The organism is Streptomyces sp. NPDC002138, assembly GCF_040296485.1.
Lineage (GTDB): Bacteria > Actinomycetota > Actinomycetes > Streptomycetales > Streptomycetaceae > Streptomyces.
Genome location: NZ_JBEOXE010000007.1, coordinates 138,686 through 153,736, shown reverse-complemented (window position 1 = coordinate 153,736; position 15,051 = coordinate 138,686). Strand labels below are relative to the sequence as shown.

17 protein-coding genes are annotated in these 15,051 nt (G+C 73.9%); 13 read left to right on the top strand and 4 right to left on the bottom strand.

The genetic code is table 11. The features are described from left to right. Positions 1 to 117: 117 nt before the first annotated feature. Positions 118 to 288: a hypothetical protein gene (locus ABT084_RS06905; RefSeq protein WP_351038831.1), complete on the bottom strand. Its 171-nt coding sequence runs from the start codon at positions 286 to 288 to the stop codon at positions 118 to 120. Positions 289 to 529: 241 nt separating this feature from the next. Here ABT084_RS06905 and ABT084_RS06900 point away from each other — a divergent pair, with 241 nt between their 5' ends. From ABT084_RS06900 to ABT084_RS06885, 4 genes are all read left to right on the top strand, one after another. Next, entirely contained in the window at positions 530 to 1,879 is a 1,350-nt protein-coding gene (locus tag ABT084_RS06900; protein WP_351038829.1) for an NYN domain-containing protein, read from the top strand. A 91-nt stretch (positions 1,880 to 1,970) separates the two neighbouring features. Continuing rightward, positions 1,971 to 3,005, top strand: coding sequence for an ABC transporter ATP-binding protein (locus ABT084_RS06895; RefSeq protein WP_502968851.1), 1,035 nt, complete (start codon positions 1,971 to 1,973; stop codon positions 3,003 to 3,005). An 8-nt stretch (positions 3,006 to 3,013) separates the two neighbouring features. Next, positions 3,014 to 3,823 (top strand): ABC transporter permease, encoded by an 810-nt coding sequence (locus ABT084_RS06890; RefSeq protein ID WP_351038913.1) that lies wholly within the window; start codon positions 3,014 to 3,016, stop codon positions 3,821 to 3,823. 34 nt (positions 3,824 to 3,857) lie between these two features. After that, positions 3,858 to 4,514 (top strand): hypothetical protein, encoded by a 657-nt coding sequence (locus ABT084_RS06885; RefSeq protein WP_351038825.1) that lies wholly within the window; start codon positions 3,858 to 3,860, stop codon positions 4,512 to 4,514. Positions 4,515 to 4,891: 377 nt separating this feature from the next. Here the strand turns inward: ABT084_RS06885 and ybaK are convergent, their stop codons facing one another. From ybaK to ABT084_RS06870, 3 genes are all read right to left on the bottom strand, one after another. Beyond that, entirely contained in the window at positions 4,892 to 5,398 is a 507-nt protein-coding gene (ybaK, locus tag ABT084_RS06880) for a Cys-tRNA(Pro) deacylase (protein ID WP_351038823.1), read from the bottom strand. Between the two features lie 17 nt (positions 5,399 to 5,415). Continuing rightward, entirely contained in the window at positions 5,416 to 6,153 is a 738-nt protein-coding gene (locus tag ABT084_RS06875; protein WP_351038821.1) for an LON peptidase substrate-binding domain-containing protein, read from the bottom strand. Between the two features lie 64 nt (positions 6,154 to 6,217). Then, positions 6,218 to 7,816, bottom strand: a complete 1,599-nt coding sequence (locus ABT084_RS06870; protein WP_351038819.1) for an oxidoreductase — start codon at positions 7,814 to 7,816, stop codon at positions 6,218 to 6,220. Between the two features lie 157 nt (positions 7,817 to 7,973). On the opposite strand from ABT084_RS06870, the gene hisD reads away from it, so the two are divergent. Genes hisD through ABT084_RS06825 form a run of 9 tightly spaced genes read left to right on the top strand, consistent with a single transcriptional unit; the run spans position 7,974 to position 15,036 of the window. Then, entirely contained in the window at positions 7,974 to 9,305 is a 1,332-nt protein-coding gene (gene hisD, locus ABT084_RS06865; protein WP_351038818.1) for a histidinol dehydrogenase, read from the top strand. 5 nt (positions 9,306 to 9,310) lie between these two features. Then, a complete protein-coding gene (locus ABT084_RS06860; RefSeq protein WP_351038911.1) occupies positions 9,311 to 10,426 on the top strand; it encodes a histidinol-phosphate transaminase in 1,116 nt (371 codons plus the stop codon). After that, complete coding sequence (gene hisB / locus ABT084_RS06855) at positions 10,423 to 11,016, top strand: imidazoleglycerol-phosphate dehydratase HisB (protein ID WP_328298154.1); 594 nt, start codon at positions 10,423 to 10,425, stop codon at positions 11,014 to 11,016. The genes ABT084_RS06860 and hisB overlap by 4 nt, the downstream gene beginning before the upstream one ends. Before the next feature lie 2 nt (positions 11,017 to 11,018). Continuing rightward, positions 11,019 to 11,186, top strand: a complete 168-nt coding sequence (locus ABT084_RS06850; RefSeq protein ID WP_351038815.1) for a CG2302 family histidine operon protein — start codon at positions 11,019 to 11,021, stop codon at positions 11,184 to 11,186. Further along, positions 11,183 to 11,830, top strand: coding sequence for an imidazole glycerol phosphate synthase subunit HisH (hisH, locus tag ABT084_RS06845; protein WP_351038814.1), 648 nt, complete (start codon positions 11,183 to 11,185; stop codon positions 11,828 to 11,830). The genes ABT084_RS06850 and hisH overlap by 4 nt, the downstream gene beginning before the upstream one ends. A gap of 20 nt (positions 11,831 to 11,850) precedes the next feature. After that, entirely contained in the window at positions 11,851 to 12,621 is a 771-nt protein-coding gene (gene priA, locus ABT084_RS06840; protein ID WP_351038812.1) for a bifunctional 1-(5-phosphoribosyl)-5-((5-phosphoribosylamino)methylideneamino)imidazole-4-carboxamide isomerase/phosphoribosylanthranilate isomerase PriA, read from the top strand. After that, positions 12,618 to 13,013, top strand: coding sequence for a RidA family protein (locus tag ABT084_RS06835; protein ID WP_351038811.1), 396 nt, complete (start codon positions 12,618 to 12,620; stop codon positions 13,011 to 13,013). Before priA ends, ABT084_RS06835 begins: the two co-directional genes overlap by 4 nt. Then, positions 13,010 to 13,765, top strand: coding sequence for an imidazole glycerol phosphate synthase subunit HisF (hisF, locus tag ABT084_RS06830; protein ID WP_351038809.1), 756 nt, complete (start codon positions 13,010 to 13,012; stop codon positions 13,763 to 13,765). Before ABT084_RS06835 ends, hisF begins: the two co-directional genes overlap by 4 nt. Before the next feature lie 29 nt (positions 13,766 to 13,794). Then, positions 13,795 to 15,036: an MFS transporter gene (locus ABT084_RS06825; RefSeq protein ID WP_351038807.1), complete on the top strand. Its 1,242-nt coding sequence runs from the start codon at positions 13,795 to 13,797 to the stop codon at positions 15,034 to 15,036. Positions 15,037 to 15,051: the final 15 nt, after the last annotated feature.

Sequence of the window (15,051 nt, the reverse complement as noted above, 5' to 3'; positions counted from 1 at the left end):
GCCGCCGCCACCCGCTCCGGCGTCGGCGGCCCGGCGGCGCTGATCGCCGTACGTGAAGAAAGGGCGCGCCCGGGAGAGATCCCGGACGCGCCCTCTCACATGCCGCCCACGGAGGCGTCAGTTGTGGCCGAAGCGCTTCTCCCGGCCCTTGCGGGCCATGTCCGCGGGGGTCGCTTGCGAAATCCGCTGCTCGGCCTGATCCGTCATCGACGAGCTCTTGGCCTGATCGGAGCCCCGCTCGGGCGCCGAGGACTTCTGGTCGCGGTTCTGCTTCTTGTTCTTGGCCATGGTGGAACCTCCGTGAGGGTCTAGGGGCCAGGACCGCCTTCACCCTCACATACCGTCCGAAGGCCCGCATTTTGGATCATTACTGCGCGTAGTTGACGCCCCTCCCGCGCCCGCCGTGAGATCCGCCACGCCGATGATCGAGTTCCGGCCGTCAACGCCCTTGCGTTCGGGCAGACTCGGGGAAAACCCAGACCGTCCCCCCGCTCGGCCGGGCGGGACCCCCAGGGAAGAGGGTGGAAGCGTGGACCGCTGCGTCGTCCTGGTGGACGCCGGCTATCTGCTGGGCGCCGCCGCGAGTCTCCTCGCAGGGGAGCCCTCGCGCTCCCGCATCACCGTCGACCATGCCGCCCTCATCCAGGGCCTGCGCGAGCGGGCCGAGGCCGACACCGAGCAGCCCCTGCTGCGCATCTACTGGTTCGACGGCGCCCCCGACCGGGTACCGCAGCCGGAACACCGGCGGCTGCGCGTCATGCCCCGGGTCACCGTCCGGCTCGGCGCCCTGACCCGCAGCGACGGCCGTTGGGCGCAGAAGGGCGTGGACGCCGCCATGCACGCCGAGCTGACCGAACTCGCCCGCAACCGGGCCTGCTCGGACGTGGTCCTGGTGACCGGCGACGGCGACCTGCTGCCCGGCCTGATGTCCGCCAAGGAACACGGGGTCGCCGTCCACCTCTGGGCCGTCCAGGCCGCCGACGGGGACTACAACCAGTCCGAGGACCTCGTCGCCGAGGCCGACGAACGCCGGGTCCTCGACCGCACCTGGATCACCCGCGCCGTCCGCGCCCGGGACCTCGCCGGACTGTGCGCCCCGCCGCCCGCCCCGCGCCCCGAGATCGCCGCGATCCTCTCCGCCCCGCTGCCCGAGGCCGCCCTCGCCGAAGCCACCCGCAACGGCTCCGCCCCCGGGAGCCGGAGCGCCGGGGAGGAGAGCGCCGCCCCCGGCGCCGGCCCGGCCGGACCCACCCAGCCGGTCGCGCCCGGGCGGCCCGTGCCCACCCCCAAGGACCTCGCCGTCCTGCGCGCACCCAGCCAGAGCACCGGCCCCGCCCACGGCCCGAACGGGCACCACGCCTCACCGGGCGCCCAGGCGCCGGGCAGCGCCCTGCGCTGGTCCTCCGACAAGGGCTGGATCGACCGGGCCGGGCCGCTCGGCGAGCCCGCCGAAACCGCCTCGCTGCCCACCCTCGCCCAGCTCACCAGCGCCGAGCAGCGCTGGGCCGACCGCGAGGAGGACATCACCACCGTCGGCGGTGACCCCTTCGAGGTCGGCCAGGTCTTCGCCCGCCGCTGGATGGAACGCCTCCCCGAGACCGTCCACCTGCACAAGCTGTCCACCATGTACCCGCGCATCCCGCACCGCATCGACGGCGAGCTGCTGCGCTACGCCGCCCGCTTCGGACTGCTCGCGCACAAGGACGACCAGATCGACGAACACGACCGCTACGCCATCCGGGCCGGGTTCTGGCGGGAGATCGACGTCCGCGCCGCCGCCGAGCAGGCCGGCACGGCGCAGCCCACGGTCCCGGGCGCCACCGCGCACGCCGCCGCGCCCGCCCCGAGCGGCGCGACGGTGACCCCCGGCGGCGAGTGAACCCCGCGCTCGCGCCCGGCTCCGGCCGCCGCGCCCGGCCGCCGCGCCCCGGGGGCGGCGGCCCGGCGGGAACCCCGTAGGCTGCTGCCTCGTGAATACGGGCACAGCACAGGCAGGACGGACACGTTCCGTGGCGTCGGGACCGGGGGATGTCGTCTGCGCCGTGCGTGACCTGGTCAAGACCTACCCCGCCGCGCGGGGCGGGCGCGGGGCACCGGCCCTGCCCGCCGTCCGCGCGAGCGACGGGATCAGCCTCGACGTCCGCCGCGGTGAGATCTTCGGCCTGCTCGGACCCAACGGCGCGGGCAAATCCACCCTCGTGCGCCAGCTCACCGGACTGCTTCGGCCCGACTCCGGCACCGTGACCCTGCTCGGCCACGACCTCGTCCGCCACCCCGAGCGGGCCTCGCGGCTGCTGGCCTACCTGGGGCAGGAATCCACCGCCCTGGACGAGCTGACCGTCTCCCTGGCCGCCGAGACGACCGGGCGGCTGCGCGGGCTCGGCCTGCGCGAGGCCCGGGCCGAGCGGGACGCCGTACTCGGTGAACTCGGCCTCACCGAGATCGCCGCCCGGCCGCTGAAGAAGCTCTCCGGCGGCCAGCGGCGGCTCGCCTGCTTCGCCGCCGCCCTGGTCGGGCAGCGGCCCGTGCTGGTCCTCGACGAACCCACCACCGGCATGGACCCGGTCGCCCGCCGGGCCGTCTGGAGCGCCGTCGACCGGCGGCGCGCCGAACACGGCACGACGGTCCTCCTGGTCACCCACAACGTCATCGAGGCCGAAACGGTCCTGGACCGGGTCGCCGTCATCGACCAGGGCCGGGTCATCGCCTGCGACACCCCGGCCGGACTCAAGGCCGAGGTCTCCGACGAGGTCCGGCTCGACCTGGTGTGGCGCGAGAGCGCCCCGCTGCACGTCCCCGAGGTCGCGGCGCTGCGCGAGCGGGCCGAGGAATCCGGGCGGCGCTGGACCCTGCGCCTGGGCGCCGACGCGGCACGGACGGCGGTGGCCGCCGTCACCGGCGGGCCGGCCTTCGCCGCGCTCGACGACTTCACCCTGGCCACGCCCAGCCTGGAAGACGTCTACCTCGCCCTGGGCGGGCGTACGAAGGGCCTCGTGAAATCGTGACCAACCCCCTGCTCACGGCCGTCGTCCCCGCGAGCGCCACCGCGGAGTCCGCCGGGCCCGCGCCGCTGGCCCCCCGGGCACGCTTCTTCCCGTCGCTGGCCGCCGTCTACAAGGCGCAGCTCTCCCGGGCCCGGGTCTCCCGGATCCCGCTGCTGTTCGTCGCGACCTTCCAGTCCGTCGGCATCATGATCCTCATGCGGGGCGTGGTCGACGGCGGCGGTGGCTCCGAGGCGCGGGCCGTGGTCGCGGGATCGTCAGTCCTCGTGGTCGCCTTCGTCGCGCTGAACCTGCTGGCCCAGTACTTCGGCCAGCTGCGCGCGAGCGGCGGGCTCGACCACTACGCCACCCTGCCGGTGCCGCCCGCCGCCGTGGTGCTGGGCGCGGCCGCCGCGTACGCCTCCTTCACGCTGCCCGGGACGCTGGTCACCGCCGTCTTCGGGTGCGTGCTGTTCGGGCTGCCGATGAGCGGGCTGTGGATCCTGGCCGCCGTGGTGCCGCTGGCCGGGGCCGCGCTGGCCGGGCTGGGCGCCGCGCTGGGCCTGCTGGCGCCCCGGCAGGAGCTGGCCACCCTGGCGGGGCAGCTGGGCATGTCGGCGGCGCTGCTGCTGGGCGTGCTGCCGCCGGAGCGGATGCCGGACGTCATCGTGTGGGCGCGGGACCTGCTGCCGTCGACCTACGGCGTGGAGGCCTTCGCCCGTACGTTCGCCCCGCATCCGGACTGGGCCGCCGTCGGCCTCGACCTCGCCGTGTGCGGGGCGGTCGGGGTGGTCTCGCTGGCCGTCGCGACCAAGGCGTACCGGCGGGCGGCGGTCCGCTGACGCCGGGCCGGGTGTCACCTGGCACGATGTGGGGGTGACCGAAGCCGTGACCCCGCCGCCGCCCCGAGACCCCTTCGAGCCGCCCGTGCTCGACGAGCACGTGCTCGACGCGCCCGCAGCCACCGGAGCGCCGGTGGTGACCGCCGCCGAGGTCCGGGACGGCGCCGCCGTCGCCCTGCTGGTGGGGGTGGCCGGGGTGCTGCTCGGACTGCTGTGGGTGTGGCTCTCGCCGCGGCTCCAGTACGTCTCCAACGGGCAGGCCGTGTTCCTCAAGGACACCGAGAGCGAGGCGCGGATCGGGTCCGACGGCACGTTCCTGCTGCTGTCCGTGGGGCTGGGTGCGGTGAGTGCGGCCGCGACGTTCCTGTGGCGGCGCGCGGGGGGCGTGGCGCTGGTCGTCGGGCTCGGCCTCGGCTCGGTCTTCGCGGCGCTGGTGGGGTGGCGGGTGGGGCTCTGGCTCGGGCCGTCCGACGATGTGGTCGCCCGGGCGAAGCAGGTGGGTGAAGGGGTTCCCTTCGACGCTCCGCTGCAGTTGCTGGCGTACGCGGTGCTGTTGGCGTGGCCGATGGCGGCGGTGGCGGTGCACTTGGCCCTGACGGCCCTGTTCACCCCGCGCGACCCGTCCCCCCCGTCCCCCTGGACCACGTACCCCCCGCCCCACGTCCACACCCCGTCGGACCCGACCCCGTAACCGCCTGCGGCTGCGAGTCCCCTCCGGGGGCGCCTCAATCGCCGGCGAGGCTGGGGTGCTGCGGCGTTTGAGGCGCCCCCGGGAGGGCGGTCGACTCGTACGGGCCGGCCATCGCGGCGCGGGGCACCCGTGGCATACCCAGCCCCGCCGGCGTTTGAGGCGCCCCCGGAGGGCGGCGGGGCCGCGGGCTGCGTCGGAGCGGACCACCCCCAGCCCCGCCGCCCCCTGGAGGGCGCCGGGCGGAAGCGGCCGGGCTGGCCTGGCGAAGCCGGCCGCCTGCGGCTGCGAGTCCCCTCCGGGGGCGCCTCAAACGCCGGCGGGGCTGGGGTGCTGCGGCGTTTGAGGCGCTCCCGGAGGGAACGGCAGCCGCAACCGGGTCAGGGGCGGGCGATCGGGGCCAGCGTGGCCGCCGTCAGGGTGGTCAGGGAGGTGGGGGAGAGCTCCACCTCCAGGCCGCGGCGCCCGGCCGAGACGCAGATCGTGGCGTGCGCCGACGCCGACGCGTCCAGGACCGTACGGAGCCGCTTGCGCTGACCCAGGGGCGAGATCCCGCCCCGCACGTACCCCGTGGTCCGCTCCGCCAGCGCAGGGTCCGCCATCGCGGCCCGCTTGCCCCCCACCGCGGCCGCGAGCGCCTTGAGGTCCAGGCTCCCCGCCACCGGGACCACCGCCACCGTCAGCTGCCCGTCCACCTCCGCGACCAGCGTCTTGAACACGCGCTCCGGGGACACCCCCAGCGCCTGCGCGGCCTCCTCGCCGTACGACGGGTGCGCGGGATCGTGCTCGTAGGCGTGCGTACGGAACTCCACGCCCGCGGCGGCCAGCGCCACCACCGCCGGAGTCCCCGCCACCGACGCTCCGGCCTGCTTCGTCTTCTTCGCCATACCGCTCGGTCCCGCCGTCAGTTCAGGTTCGTGGGCGTACGCGTCAGGTCGACCATAGGCAGCGACGGCAGATGCCGGATGACCGCCGTCTCCGACCGCAGCAGGGTCAGCTCCTCCGCCAGCCGCGTCGCCGTGTCCGGCGCCTGGAGCAGCCGCTGCTTGGACGGGATGTCCAGCATGGCGGCCGCCGCCACCAGGTACGACACCACGGACGGGTCGTCCGGCAGCTCGGCCCCGGTCAGCGAACGCTCCCGGGCCCCGGCGAGCCGCTTCTGGTACGAGCGGAACGCCCGCAGCACCCCTTCGGCCAGCGCGCCCGCGCTCTCGCCCGCGTCCTCGGGGAGCTCCTCCAGCTCGGCCACCAGGAAGGGCCCGGTCGCGTCCACGGTCAACAGCCGGACCCGGGTGGTCCCCGTGGCCAGCACCTCGAAGCTGCCGTCCTCGCGCTCCCGGATCGTCGCCGCGTCCGCGACGCAGCCCACCCGGTGGAAGGCCTGGATCGGGTCCGCACCGAAGCCCGCGGCCGGGCCGCGCTCCGGCAGGGCGCTCTGGTCGGGCAGGCCGGGCGCGGTGGGCGCCACCTCACGGCCGTCGCGGATGGCCACGACGGCGAAGCGGCGCGGTTCCTCCTCGCCCGACTTCAGCAGTTCGCGCATCATGGCGCGATAACGCTCCTCGAAGATGTTCAGCGGGAGGACGAGTCCCGGGAACAGCACCGTGTTGAGCGGGAAGAGGGGCAGGCGAACGGTGGTCACGGCCTCAGGGTAGTGGCCGGGCGGCCACCCCCGTCACCCTGTCCGCCCACCGCGTAGCCCCCGGTCACCCGCGCCGCAGCAGCCGGGACGCCCCGGTCGCCACCGTCGTCGCCAGCACCCACCCCAGCAGCACCAGCACGGAGGCCGCCCACTGCCAGCCGCCCTTCAGCAGCCACTGCCCCTGCTGGCCGAGGTCGATGACCGGAAGCAGCAGGTCCAGGGCGTACAGCGCGGGGCTCCACTGCGGATGCTCGTCCGCCTTGATCGGCTGCGGATCGTGCAGCGAGAACAGCACGGTGCCCGCCGCCCACAGCACCGCCATCCACAGCGCGGCCCGCCCGGGCCGGTACCCGTAGGCCATCGTCCAGTCCTGCAGGTGCCCCCACGCCTTCGCCGCGGGCGGCAGCGTGGCCCGGCGCCTGCGCATCTTGGCCAGCAGCACCTCCCGCGCGTCCGCGTCCTCCCCGCTCGCGCGCAGTACGGCCGCCAGGCGCTCGTACGGCTCCGGGGAGTACTCGGCGCAGGAGGCCTCCGCCCACGCCAGGCGGCGGGCGAGCGGGAAGTGGCCGCGGGGCGCGAGGGTCTCGTACACGAACCCCTGCATCGAGACGGCGCCCGGCGCGGCGGGCCAGCTCGTGGACTGGTCGACCAGCTTGACCACCTTCGCCCCGGACACCACGACCCGGCCGCGCTCCGGCTGCTCGCCCACGAACCGCAGCTCCGGCGTCTGGATCCGGCGCAGCGAGATCTCCTGCTCCTCCGTGAGCAGGAACCGGGCGCCGAAGAAGTCCACCGCGTCCCCGAACCGCCCGTCGTCCAGCCGCAGCCCGCCCCGGCACTCGAAGCGCCGGGCGCGGCCGCCGCGCGTGGGCGTCTGGCCCCACCCGTACGGGGGAGTCGCGCCCGGGTCACCGCTCCCGCTCGTCAGGGCGATCGAGGTCAGGTAGAGGGTGCGCTCGACGGTCAGCGTGGGCGCGTTGAGCGCGAGCCGCCCGTACGGATTGCTCAGCCGGGCCCCGCGCAGGCTCATCGACACTCCGATCTTGGCCCCGCGCAGGCTGACCTCCCCGTACGTCTCCAGCAGATCGGCCTGGAAGTCCTGGGCCACCGACATCCCGTCCGCGGCGATCGCCCGCCCCCGGTTGTCCCGCTGCGCGACCAGCTCGCTGATCAGCAGGTCCGTACCGATCTGCGCGTCGGTCAGCCGGATCCCGCGGGCCACCCGGCAGCGCAGCAGGTGCAGGTCCCCCGCGGTGTGCAGCCGGGCCGCGTCGAGGCGGGGCACCGCGCAGTTGACCACGCGCAGGGTGCCCAGCCGCGTCTCGGACAGCTGGACCTCGCTGTCGAAGCGGCAGGACTGGAATTCGACGAACGGATCGACCAGGCCCCCGGACAGGTCCAGCCGCCCGGTGATCCGCGCGCCCCGCAGCTTGAGCGAGGACACCCGGCCCGGCACCGGCGGCGGCCCGTGGAGCAGCAGCAGCGCCACCACCCGCGCCCGGACGCTGCGCCCCGGCCCCCAAGTGCGCTCCCCGTGCGGATCGTCCTCGTCGATGCTCCGCGCGCTCAGGTCGCAGACGTTGCCGGTGCGGAACGCGCTCCACATCCGGCGTTCCGGCCCCGTCAGGTCCGCCGGCTCTTCGCCGGGACGTGGCTCGGCCACGACCGCCCCCTCCGCTGACTTCCCCCGATCCCCGCGTGCGGTCGCACGCGGGGGACACCCACCGCCGAACGCTAGGGGACGCAGGTGACACCCGGGGCGCGTATCAGCCAGTGATACGGACGAACGGTGGCGAGATGACGTCTGAGAGAATTGGAACGTGATCTCTCGTATCGACCTGCGCGGTGACACCCTCCCCGAGGGTGGCGCCCTGCGCGATCTGCTGCCCCGTGCCGAGTTCGACGTAGCGGCCGCCCTGGACAAGGTGCGGCCCATCTGCGAGGACGTCCATCATCGTGGCACGGCGGCGCTGATCGAGTACGCGCAGAAGTTCGACGGGGTCACGCTGGAGCGGATCCGGGTTCCCGAGGAGGCCCTCAAGGCCGCCCTGGAGGAGCTGGATCCGGCCGTCCGCGCGGCCCTGGAGGAGTCGATCCGGCGCGCCCGGATCGTGCACGCGCGCCAGCGCCGCTCCGAGCACACCACCCAGGTCGTCCCCGGCGGCACCGTCACCGAGAAGTGGGTCCCCGTGGAGCGCGTGGGCCTCTACGCGCCCGGCGGCCGCTCGGTGTACCCGTCCTCCGTGATCATGAACGTGGTCCCGGCCCAGGAGGCGGGCGTCGAGTCGATCGCGCTCGCGTCCCCGCCGCAGGCGGACTTCGGCGGCCTGCCGCACCCCACGATCCTGGCCGCCTGCGCGCTGCTCGGGATCGACGAGGTGTACGCGGCCGGCGGCGCCCAGGCCGTCGCGATGTTCGCGTACGGCACCTCGGGCCCGGACGGGTGCGCCCCCGCGAACATGGTGACCGGCCCCGGCAACATCTGGGTCGCCGCCGCCAAGCGCTACTTCACCGGCAAGATCGGCATCGACACCGAGGCCGGCCCCACCGAGATCGCGGTCCTCGCGGACTCCACGGCCGACCCCGTGCACGTCGCCGCCGACCTGATCAGCCAGGCCGAGCACGACCCGCTGGCCGCCGCCGTCCTCGTCACGGACTCCGAGGAGCTCGCGGCCGCCGTCGAGCGCGAGCTGGAACCGCAGGTCGCCGCGACCAAGCACATCGAGGACCGGATCAAGCCCGCCCTCGCGGGCCGCCAGTCCGCGATCGTCCTGGTCGACAGCCTGGAGGACGGCCTCAAGGTGGTCGACGCGTACGGCGCCGAACACCTGGAGGTCCAGACCGCCGACGCGGCCGCCTGGGCCGCCCGGGTCCGCAACGCCGGCGCGATCTTCGTCGGCCCCTGGTCCCCGGTCTCCCTCGGCGACTACTGCGCCGGCTCCAACCACGTGCTGCCCACCGGCGGCTGCGCCTGCCACTCCTCGGGCCTGTCCGTCCAGTCCTTCCTGCGCGGCATCCACATCGTCGACTACACGCGCGACGCCCTCGCCGAGGTCACCCACCACGTGGTCACCCTCGCCGAGGCCGAGGACCTGCCCGCGCACGGCGCCGCGCTCAAGGCGCGGTTCGGATGGAAGGTGCCCACCCAGTGACCCCCGTGACCGGCCCCCTGGGCATCGACGACCTCCCCATCCGGGACGAGCTGCGCGGCAAGACCCCCTACGGCGCCCCGCAGCTCGACGTACCCGTCCAGCTCAACACCAACGAGAATCCCTACGGGCTGCCCGAGGAGCTCGTGGCGCGGATCGCGGAGCGCGTGGCCGACGCCGCCCGCACCCTCAACCGCTACCCCGACCGGGACGCCGTCGAGCTGCGCACCGAGCTGGCCGCCTACCTCACCCGCACCGGCAAGCACCCGCTCGCGCGGGAGAACGTATGGGCCGCCAACGGCTCCAACGAGGTCCTCCAGCAGCTGCTGCAGACCTTCGGCGGACCCGGCCGCACCGCGATCGGCTTCGAGCCCTCCTACTCGATGCACGCCCTGATCGCCCGCGGCACCGGCACCGACTGGATCTCCGGCCCGCGCCGCGAGGACTTCACCATCGACGTGGACGCGGCAACGGAGGCGATCGCGGAGCACGCCCCGCACGTCGTCTTCATCACCTCGCCCAACAACCCCACGGGCACCGCGGTCGAGGCCGAGACGGTCCTCGCCCTCTACGAGGCCGCCCAGGAGGCCCGCCCGTCCCTGGTGATCCTCGACGAGGCGTACGTCGAATTCAGCCACCGGGACTCGCTCCTGCCGCTGCTCGAGGGCCGCCCGAACCTGGTGGTCTCCCGGACCATGTCCAAGGCCTTCGGCGCCGCCGGACTGCGCCTGGGCTACCTCGCGGCGCACCCCGCCGTCGTGGACGCCGTACAGCTGGTGCGCCTGCCGTACCACCTGTCCGCCGTCACCCAGGCGACCGCACTGGCCGCGCTGGAGCACACCGACACCCTGCTCGGCTACGTCGAGCAGCTCAAGGCCGAGCGCGACCGGCTGGTCACCGAACTGAAGGCCATCGGCTACGAGGTCACCGCGTCCGACGCGAACTTCGTGCAGTTCGGGACGTTCGCGGACTCCCACACCGCATGGCAGCAGATCCTCGACCGGGGTGTCCTGGTCAGGGACAACGGAGTACCCGGATGGCTGCGGGTCACCGCGGGCACCCCGGCCGAGAACGACGCGTTCCTGGAAGCGGTTCGCGCACTGAAGAAGGAGCAGCAGGCATGAGCCGCATCGGACGGGTCGAACGGACCACCAAGGAGACCTCGGTCCTCGTCGAGATAGACCTCGACGGCACCGGCAAAGTCGACGTGTCCACCGGTGTGGGGTTCTACGACCACATGCTCGACCAGCTCGGCCGCCACGGCCTCTTCGACCTCACCGTCAAGACCGAGGGCGACCTGCACATCGACAGCCACCACACCATCGAGGACAGCGCGCTGGCGCTGGGCGCCGCCTTCAAGCAGGCCCTCGGCGACAAGGTCGGCATCTACCGCTTCGGCAACTGCACGGTCCCGCTGGACGAGTCCCTCGCCCAGGTCACCGTCGACCTGTCGGGCCGCCCCTACCTGGTGCACACCGAGCCCGAGAACATGGCGCCGATGATCGGGTCGTACGACACGACCATGACCCGGCACATCTTCGAGTCGTTCGTCGCGCAGGCCCAGATCGCCCTGCACATCCACGTCCCGTACGGGCGCAACGCCCACCACATCGTGGAGTGCCAGTTCAAGGCCCTCGCCCGGGCCCTGCGCTACGCCGCCGAATTCGACCCGCGCGCCGCCGGCATCCTTCCCTCCACGAAGGGCGCCCTCTAACCGTGAACGGGCTCAACAGCATCCTGATCGTCCTCGGCCTGTTCCTGGCCGGGGGCGTCTACTCCTTCCAGAAGCAGAAGATGCCCAAGTCGGTCGTCATCCTGCTCGCCATCGGCTCCGTGATGTGTCTGGCAGCCGGAATCCTGCGGATCCAAGGAATCTGGGAATGATCAAGAAGCCCACCAAGAAGGTCGTCGTCTTCGACTACGGCTTCGGCAACGTCCGCTCCGCCGAGCGCGCCCTCGCGCGCGTCGGCGCCGACGTCGAGATCACCCGCGACTACGACAAGGCCATGGACGCCGACGGCCTCCTGGTCCCCGGCGTCGGCGCCTTCGAGGCCTGCATGCGCGGCCTCAAGCAGGTCCGCGGCGACTGGATCATCGGCCGCAGGCTCTCCGGCGGGCGCCCGGTCATGGGCATCTGCGTCGGCATGCAGATCCTCTTCGAGCGCGGCATCGAGCACGGCGTGGAGACCGAGGGCCTCGACGAATGGCCCGGCACGGTCGAGCCCCTCAAGGCCCCGATCGTCCCCCACATGGGCTGGAACACCGTCGACGCCCCCGCCGACAGCCAGGCCTTCGCCGGGCTCGACGACGACGCGCGCTTCTACTTCGTGCACTCCTACGCGGTGCGCTCCTGGACCCTCGAGGTCACCAACCCGCTGATCCGCGCCCCCCGCGTCAGCTGGGCCACGCACGGCGAGCCCTTCGTCGCGGCGGTGGAGAACGGCGCCCTGTGGGCCACCCAGTTCCACCCCGAGAAGTCCGGCGACGCCGGTGCCCAGCTCCTCACCAACTGGATCGAGACCCTCTGATGGCGAACCTGGAGAACCCCGTGAGCCCGGAGACCCCGGAGACCCCGGAGACCCCGGCGACCCCGGCGGGCACGCTCGAACTGCTCCCCGCCGTCGACGTCCGCGACGGCCAGGCGGTCCGCCTGGTGCACGGCGAGTCCGGCAGCGAGACCTCCTACGGCTCCCCGCTCCAGGCCGCCCTGGCCTGGCAGGCCTCCGGCGCCGAATGGCTGCACCTGGTCGACCTCGACGCCGCTTTCGGTACGGGCGACAACCGCGCCCTGGTCGCCGAGATCACCGGCGCCATGGACATCAAGGTCGAGCTCTCCGGCGGCATCCGCGACGACGCCACGCTCGCCGCGGCCCTCGCCACCGGCTGCACCCGGGTCAACCTCGGCACCGCCGCCCTGGAGACCCCCGACTGGGTGGCCAAGGTCATCGCCGAGCACGGCGACAAGATCGCGGTCGGGCTCGACGTACGCGGTACGACCCTCAAGGGCCGCGGCTGGACCAGCGAGGGCGGGGACCTCTACGAGGCCCTCGCGCGCCTGGACTCCGAGGGCTGCGCCCGCTACGTCGTCACCGACATCGGCAAGGACGGCACGCTGACCGGCCCCAACCTGGAGCTGCTGAAGAACGTCTGCGCCGCGACCGACCGGCCCGTCGTCGCCTCCGGCGGCATCTCCTCGCTCGACGACCTGCGGGCGCTGGCCGCGCTGGTGCCGCTGGGCGTCGAGGGCGCGATCGTCGGCAAGGCCCTGTACGCCAAGGCCTTCACCCTCGAAGAGGCGCTCAAGGCGGTGGCCCTGTGAGCGACGTACGCCGGATCTCCTCGGGCGGCCCCTGGGAGGAAGCCGTCGGCTACTCCCGCGCGGTGGCCCTCCCCAACGGCCTGGTCCTCGTCTCCGGCTGCACCTCCGTGGTGGGCGGCCAGATCGCCGCGGGCGGCCCGTACGACCAGACCGTGAACTCCTTCAAGGTCGCGTTCGAGGCGCTCGCCCAGGCGGGCCTCGGCCCCGAGGACGTCGTCCGCACCCGGATGTACATCACGCACGCCCGGGACGTGGACGAGGTGGGCCGCGCCCACAAGGAGCTGTTCGACGCCGTCCGCCCCGCCGCCTCCATGATCATCGTGTCCGGCTTCATCGACCCGAGCCTGGTCGTCGAGGTCGAGGTCGAGGCCTACCGAGGAGAGACCGCATGACCCTCGCCGTACGGGTGATCCCCTGCCTGGACGTGGACAACGGCCGGGTCGTCAAGGGCGTCAACTTCCAGAACCTGCGCGACGCCGGCGACCCCGTCGAGATGGCCAAGCTGTACGACGCCGAAGGCGCCGACGAGCTGACCTTCCTCGACATCACCGCCTCCTCCGGCAACCGCGAGACCACCTACGACGTGGTGCGCCGCACCGCCGAACAGGTCTTCATCCCGCTCACCGTGGGCGGCGGTGTGCGCACCGCGGACGACGTGGACAAGCTGCTGCGCGCGGGCGCGGACAAGGTCGGCGTCAACACCGCCGCCATCGCCCGCCCCGAGCTGATCCAGGAGATCGCCGAGCGCTTCGGCCGCCAGGTCCTCGTGCTGTCCGTCGACGCGCGGCGCACCGAGACCGGCACCTTCGAGGTCACCACGCACGGCGGCCGCCGCGGCACCGGCATCGACGCCGTCGAATGGGCCCACCGGGCCGCCGAACTCGGCGCCGGGGAAATCCTGTTGAACTCGATGGACGCCGACGGTACGAAGGACGGCTACGACACCGAGATGATCGCGGCCGTACGCAGGCACGTCACCGTCCCGGTGATCGCCTCGGGCGGCGCGGGCAAACTGTCCGACTTCGCCCCGGCCGTCGCCGCGGGCGCGGACGCGGTGCTCGCGGCCTCGGTGTTCCACTTCGGGGACCTGCGCATCGGCCAGGTCAAGGACGCGCTGCGGGGGGCCGGGCACCCGGTTCGCTGAACGGCCCCGGCCGGTCGAGGGGGGACTGGTTGAACGGGAACGTCTGGCGCTGGCTGGGGGCCTACGCCGCTTCGCTGATCGGGGACGCGATCTACTTCCTCGCCCTCGGCTGGGCGGCGGCGCGGGCCGCCGGGCCGGCCGAGGTCGGCCTGGTGATGGCGGCGGGCGCGGTACCGCGCGCCCTGCTCATGCTGGGCGGGGGAGTGATCGCCGACCGCTTCGGGCCCCGGCTCGTGGTCATCTCCTCGGACGCGGTGCGCTGCGTGGTGGTCCTGGTGCTGGCCGTCGTGGTCGCCCTGGCCTCGCCCGGGCTGGGGGCGCTCGTCACCGTCGCCCTGGTCTTCGGCGCGGTCGACGCGCTCTTCCTGCCGGCCGTGGGGGCGCTGCCGCCGCGGGTCGCGGGGCCCGGGCAGCTGGTCCGGGTGCAGGGGCTGCGGAGCCTCGTCGAACGGGTGGGTCACACCGCGGGGCCGCCGGTGGCCGGGATCGCGATGGGCCTGGGCGGACCCGGCGCCGCCTTCGCGGTGGCCTCCGCCCTGTTCGGGGTCTCCCTGGTCCTGCTGCTGGCGGTGCGGATCGCGCCGCTGCCGGAGGGGGGCGCCGTCGGCCTGGATCCGGCGGGCGTGGATCGGGCGGGCCTGGAGTCCGCGGCGCCGGAATCGCCCTGGCGGCAGCTCCGCTCGGGCCTCGGCTACATCCGCCGCCACGGGGTGATCGGGCCCCTGATGCTCTCCGGGGCGCTGAGTCAGCTCGGTACGTCGGCCCCGCTCACCGTCGGCCTGATCCTGCTGGCCGGGGAGCGCGGCTGGGGGCCGTCGGGGGTCGGCTGGATCATCGGCGCCTTCGGGGTCGGTGCGGCCTGCAGTGCACTGCTGCTCACGGTGGTGCCACGGGTGCCCAGGGCGGGGGCCGTCCAGAACCTCACCCTGCTCGTCGGCTCGGCGGCCATCGGGGCTCTGGCGCTGGCCCCGAGCCTGCGGTTCGCGGTGGGGCTGGCGGTGGCGGGGGGTCTGGTGTGCGGGATCTGCGGGGGGCTGGCCGTCGCCCTGATCCAGGCGTCGACGGACCCCGCGTACCTGGGGCGGGTCAGCTCGGTGATGGCCTTCACCGCCGTGGGGCTGGCGCCCCTGGCCTACCCGGCCTTCGGCCTGGCCGTATCCCTCTGGGGCATCGTCCCCGTCTTCCTCGCGGGCGGCGTGCTGAGCATGGCGGGAGCCATAGCCGGCACCACGGCCCCCCTGGTCCGCCAAGCGGAACTCACCTTCGCGTAGCACCCCCGGCCGTCC

Coding starts and splice junctions, on each gene's coding strand:
- hisH (WP_351038814.1), top strand. CDS start 11,183: ATGATCAAGAAGCCCACCAAGAAGGTCGTCGTCTTCGACTACGGCTTC.
- ybaK (WP_351038823.1), bottom strand. CDS start 5,398: ATGGCGAAGAAGACGAAGCAGGCCGGAGCGTCGGTGGCGGGGACTCCG.
- hisF (WP_351038809.1), top strand. CDS start 13,010: ATGACCCTCGCCGTACGGGTGATCCCCTGCCTGGACGTGGACAACGGC.
- ABT084_RS06905 (WP_351038831.1), bottom strand. CDS start 288: ATGGCCAAGAACAAGAAGCAGAACCGCGACCAGAAGTCCTCGGCGCCC.
- hisB (WP_328298154.1), top strand. CDS start 10,423: ATGAGCCGCATCGGACGGGTCGAACGGACCACCAAGGAGACCTCGGTC.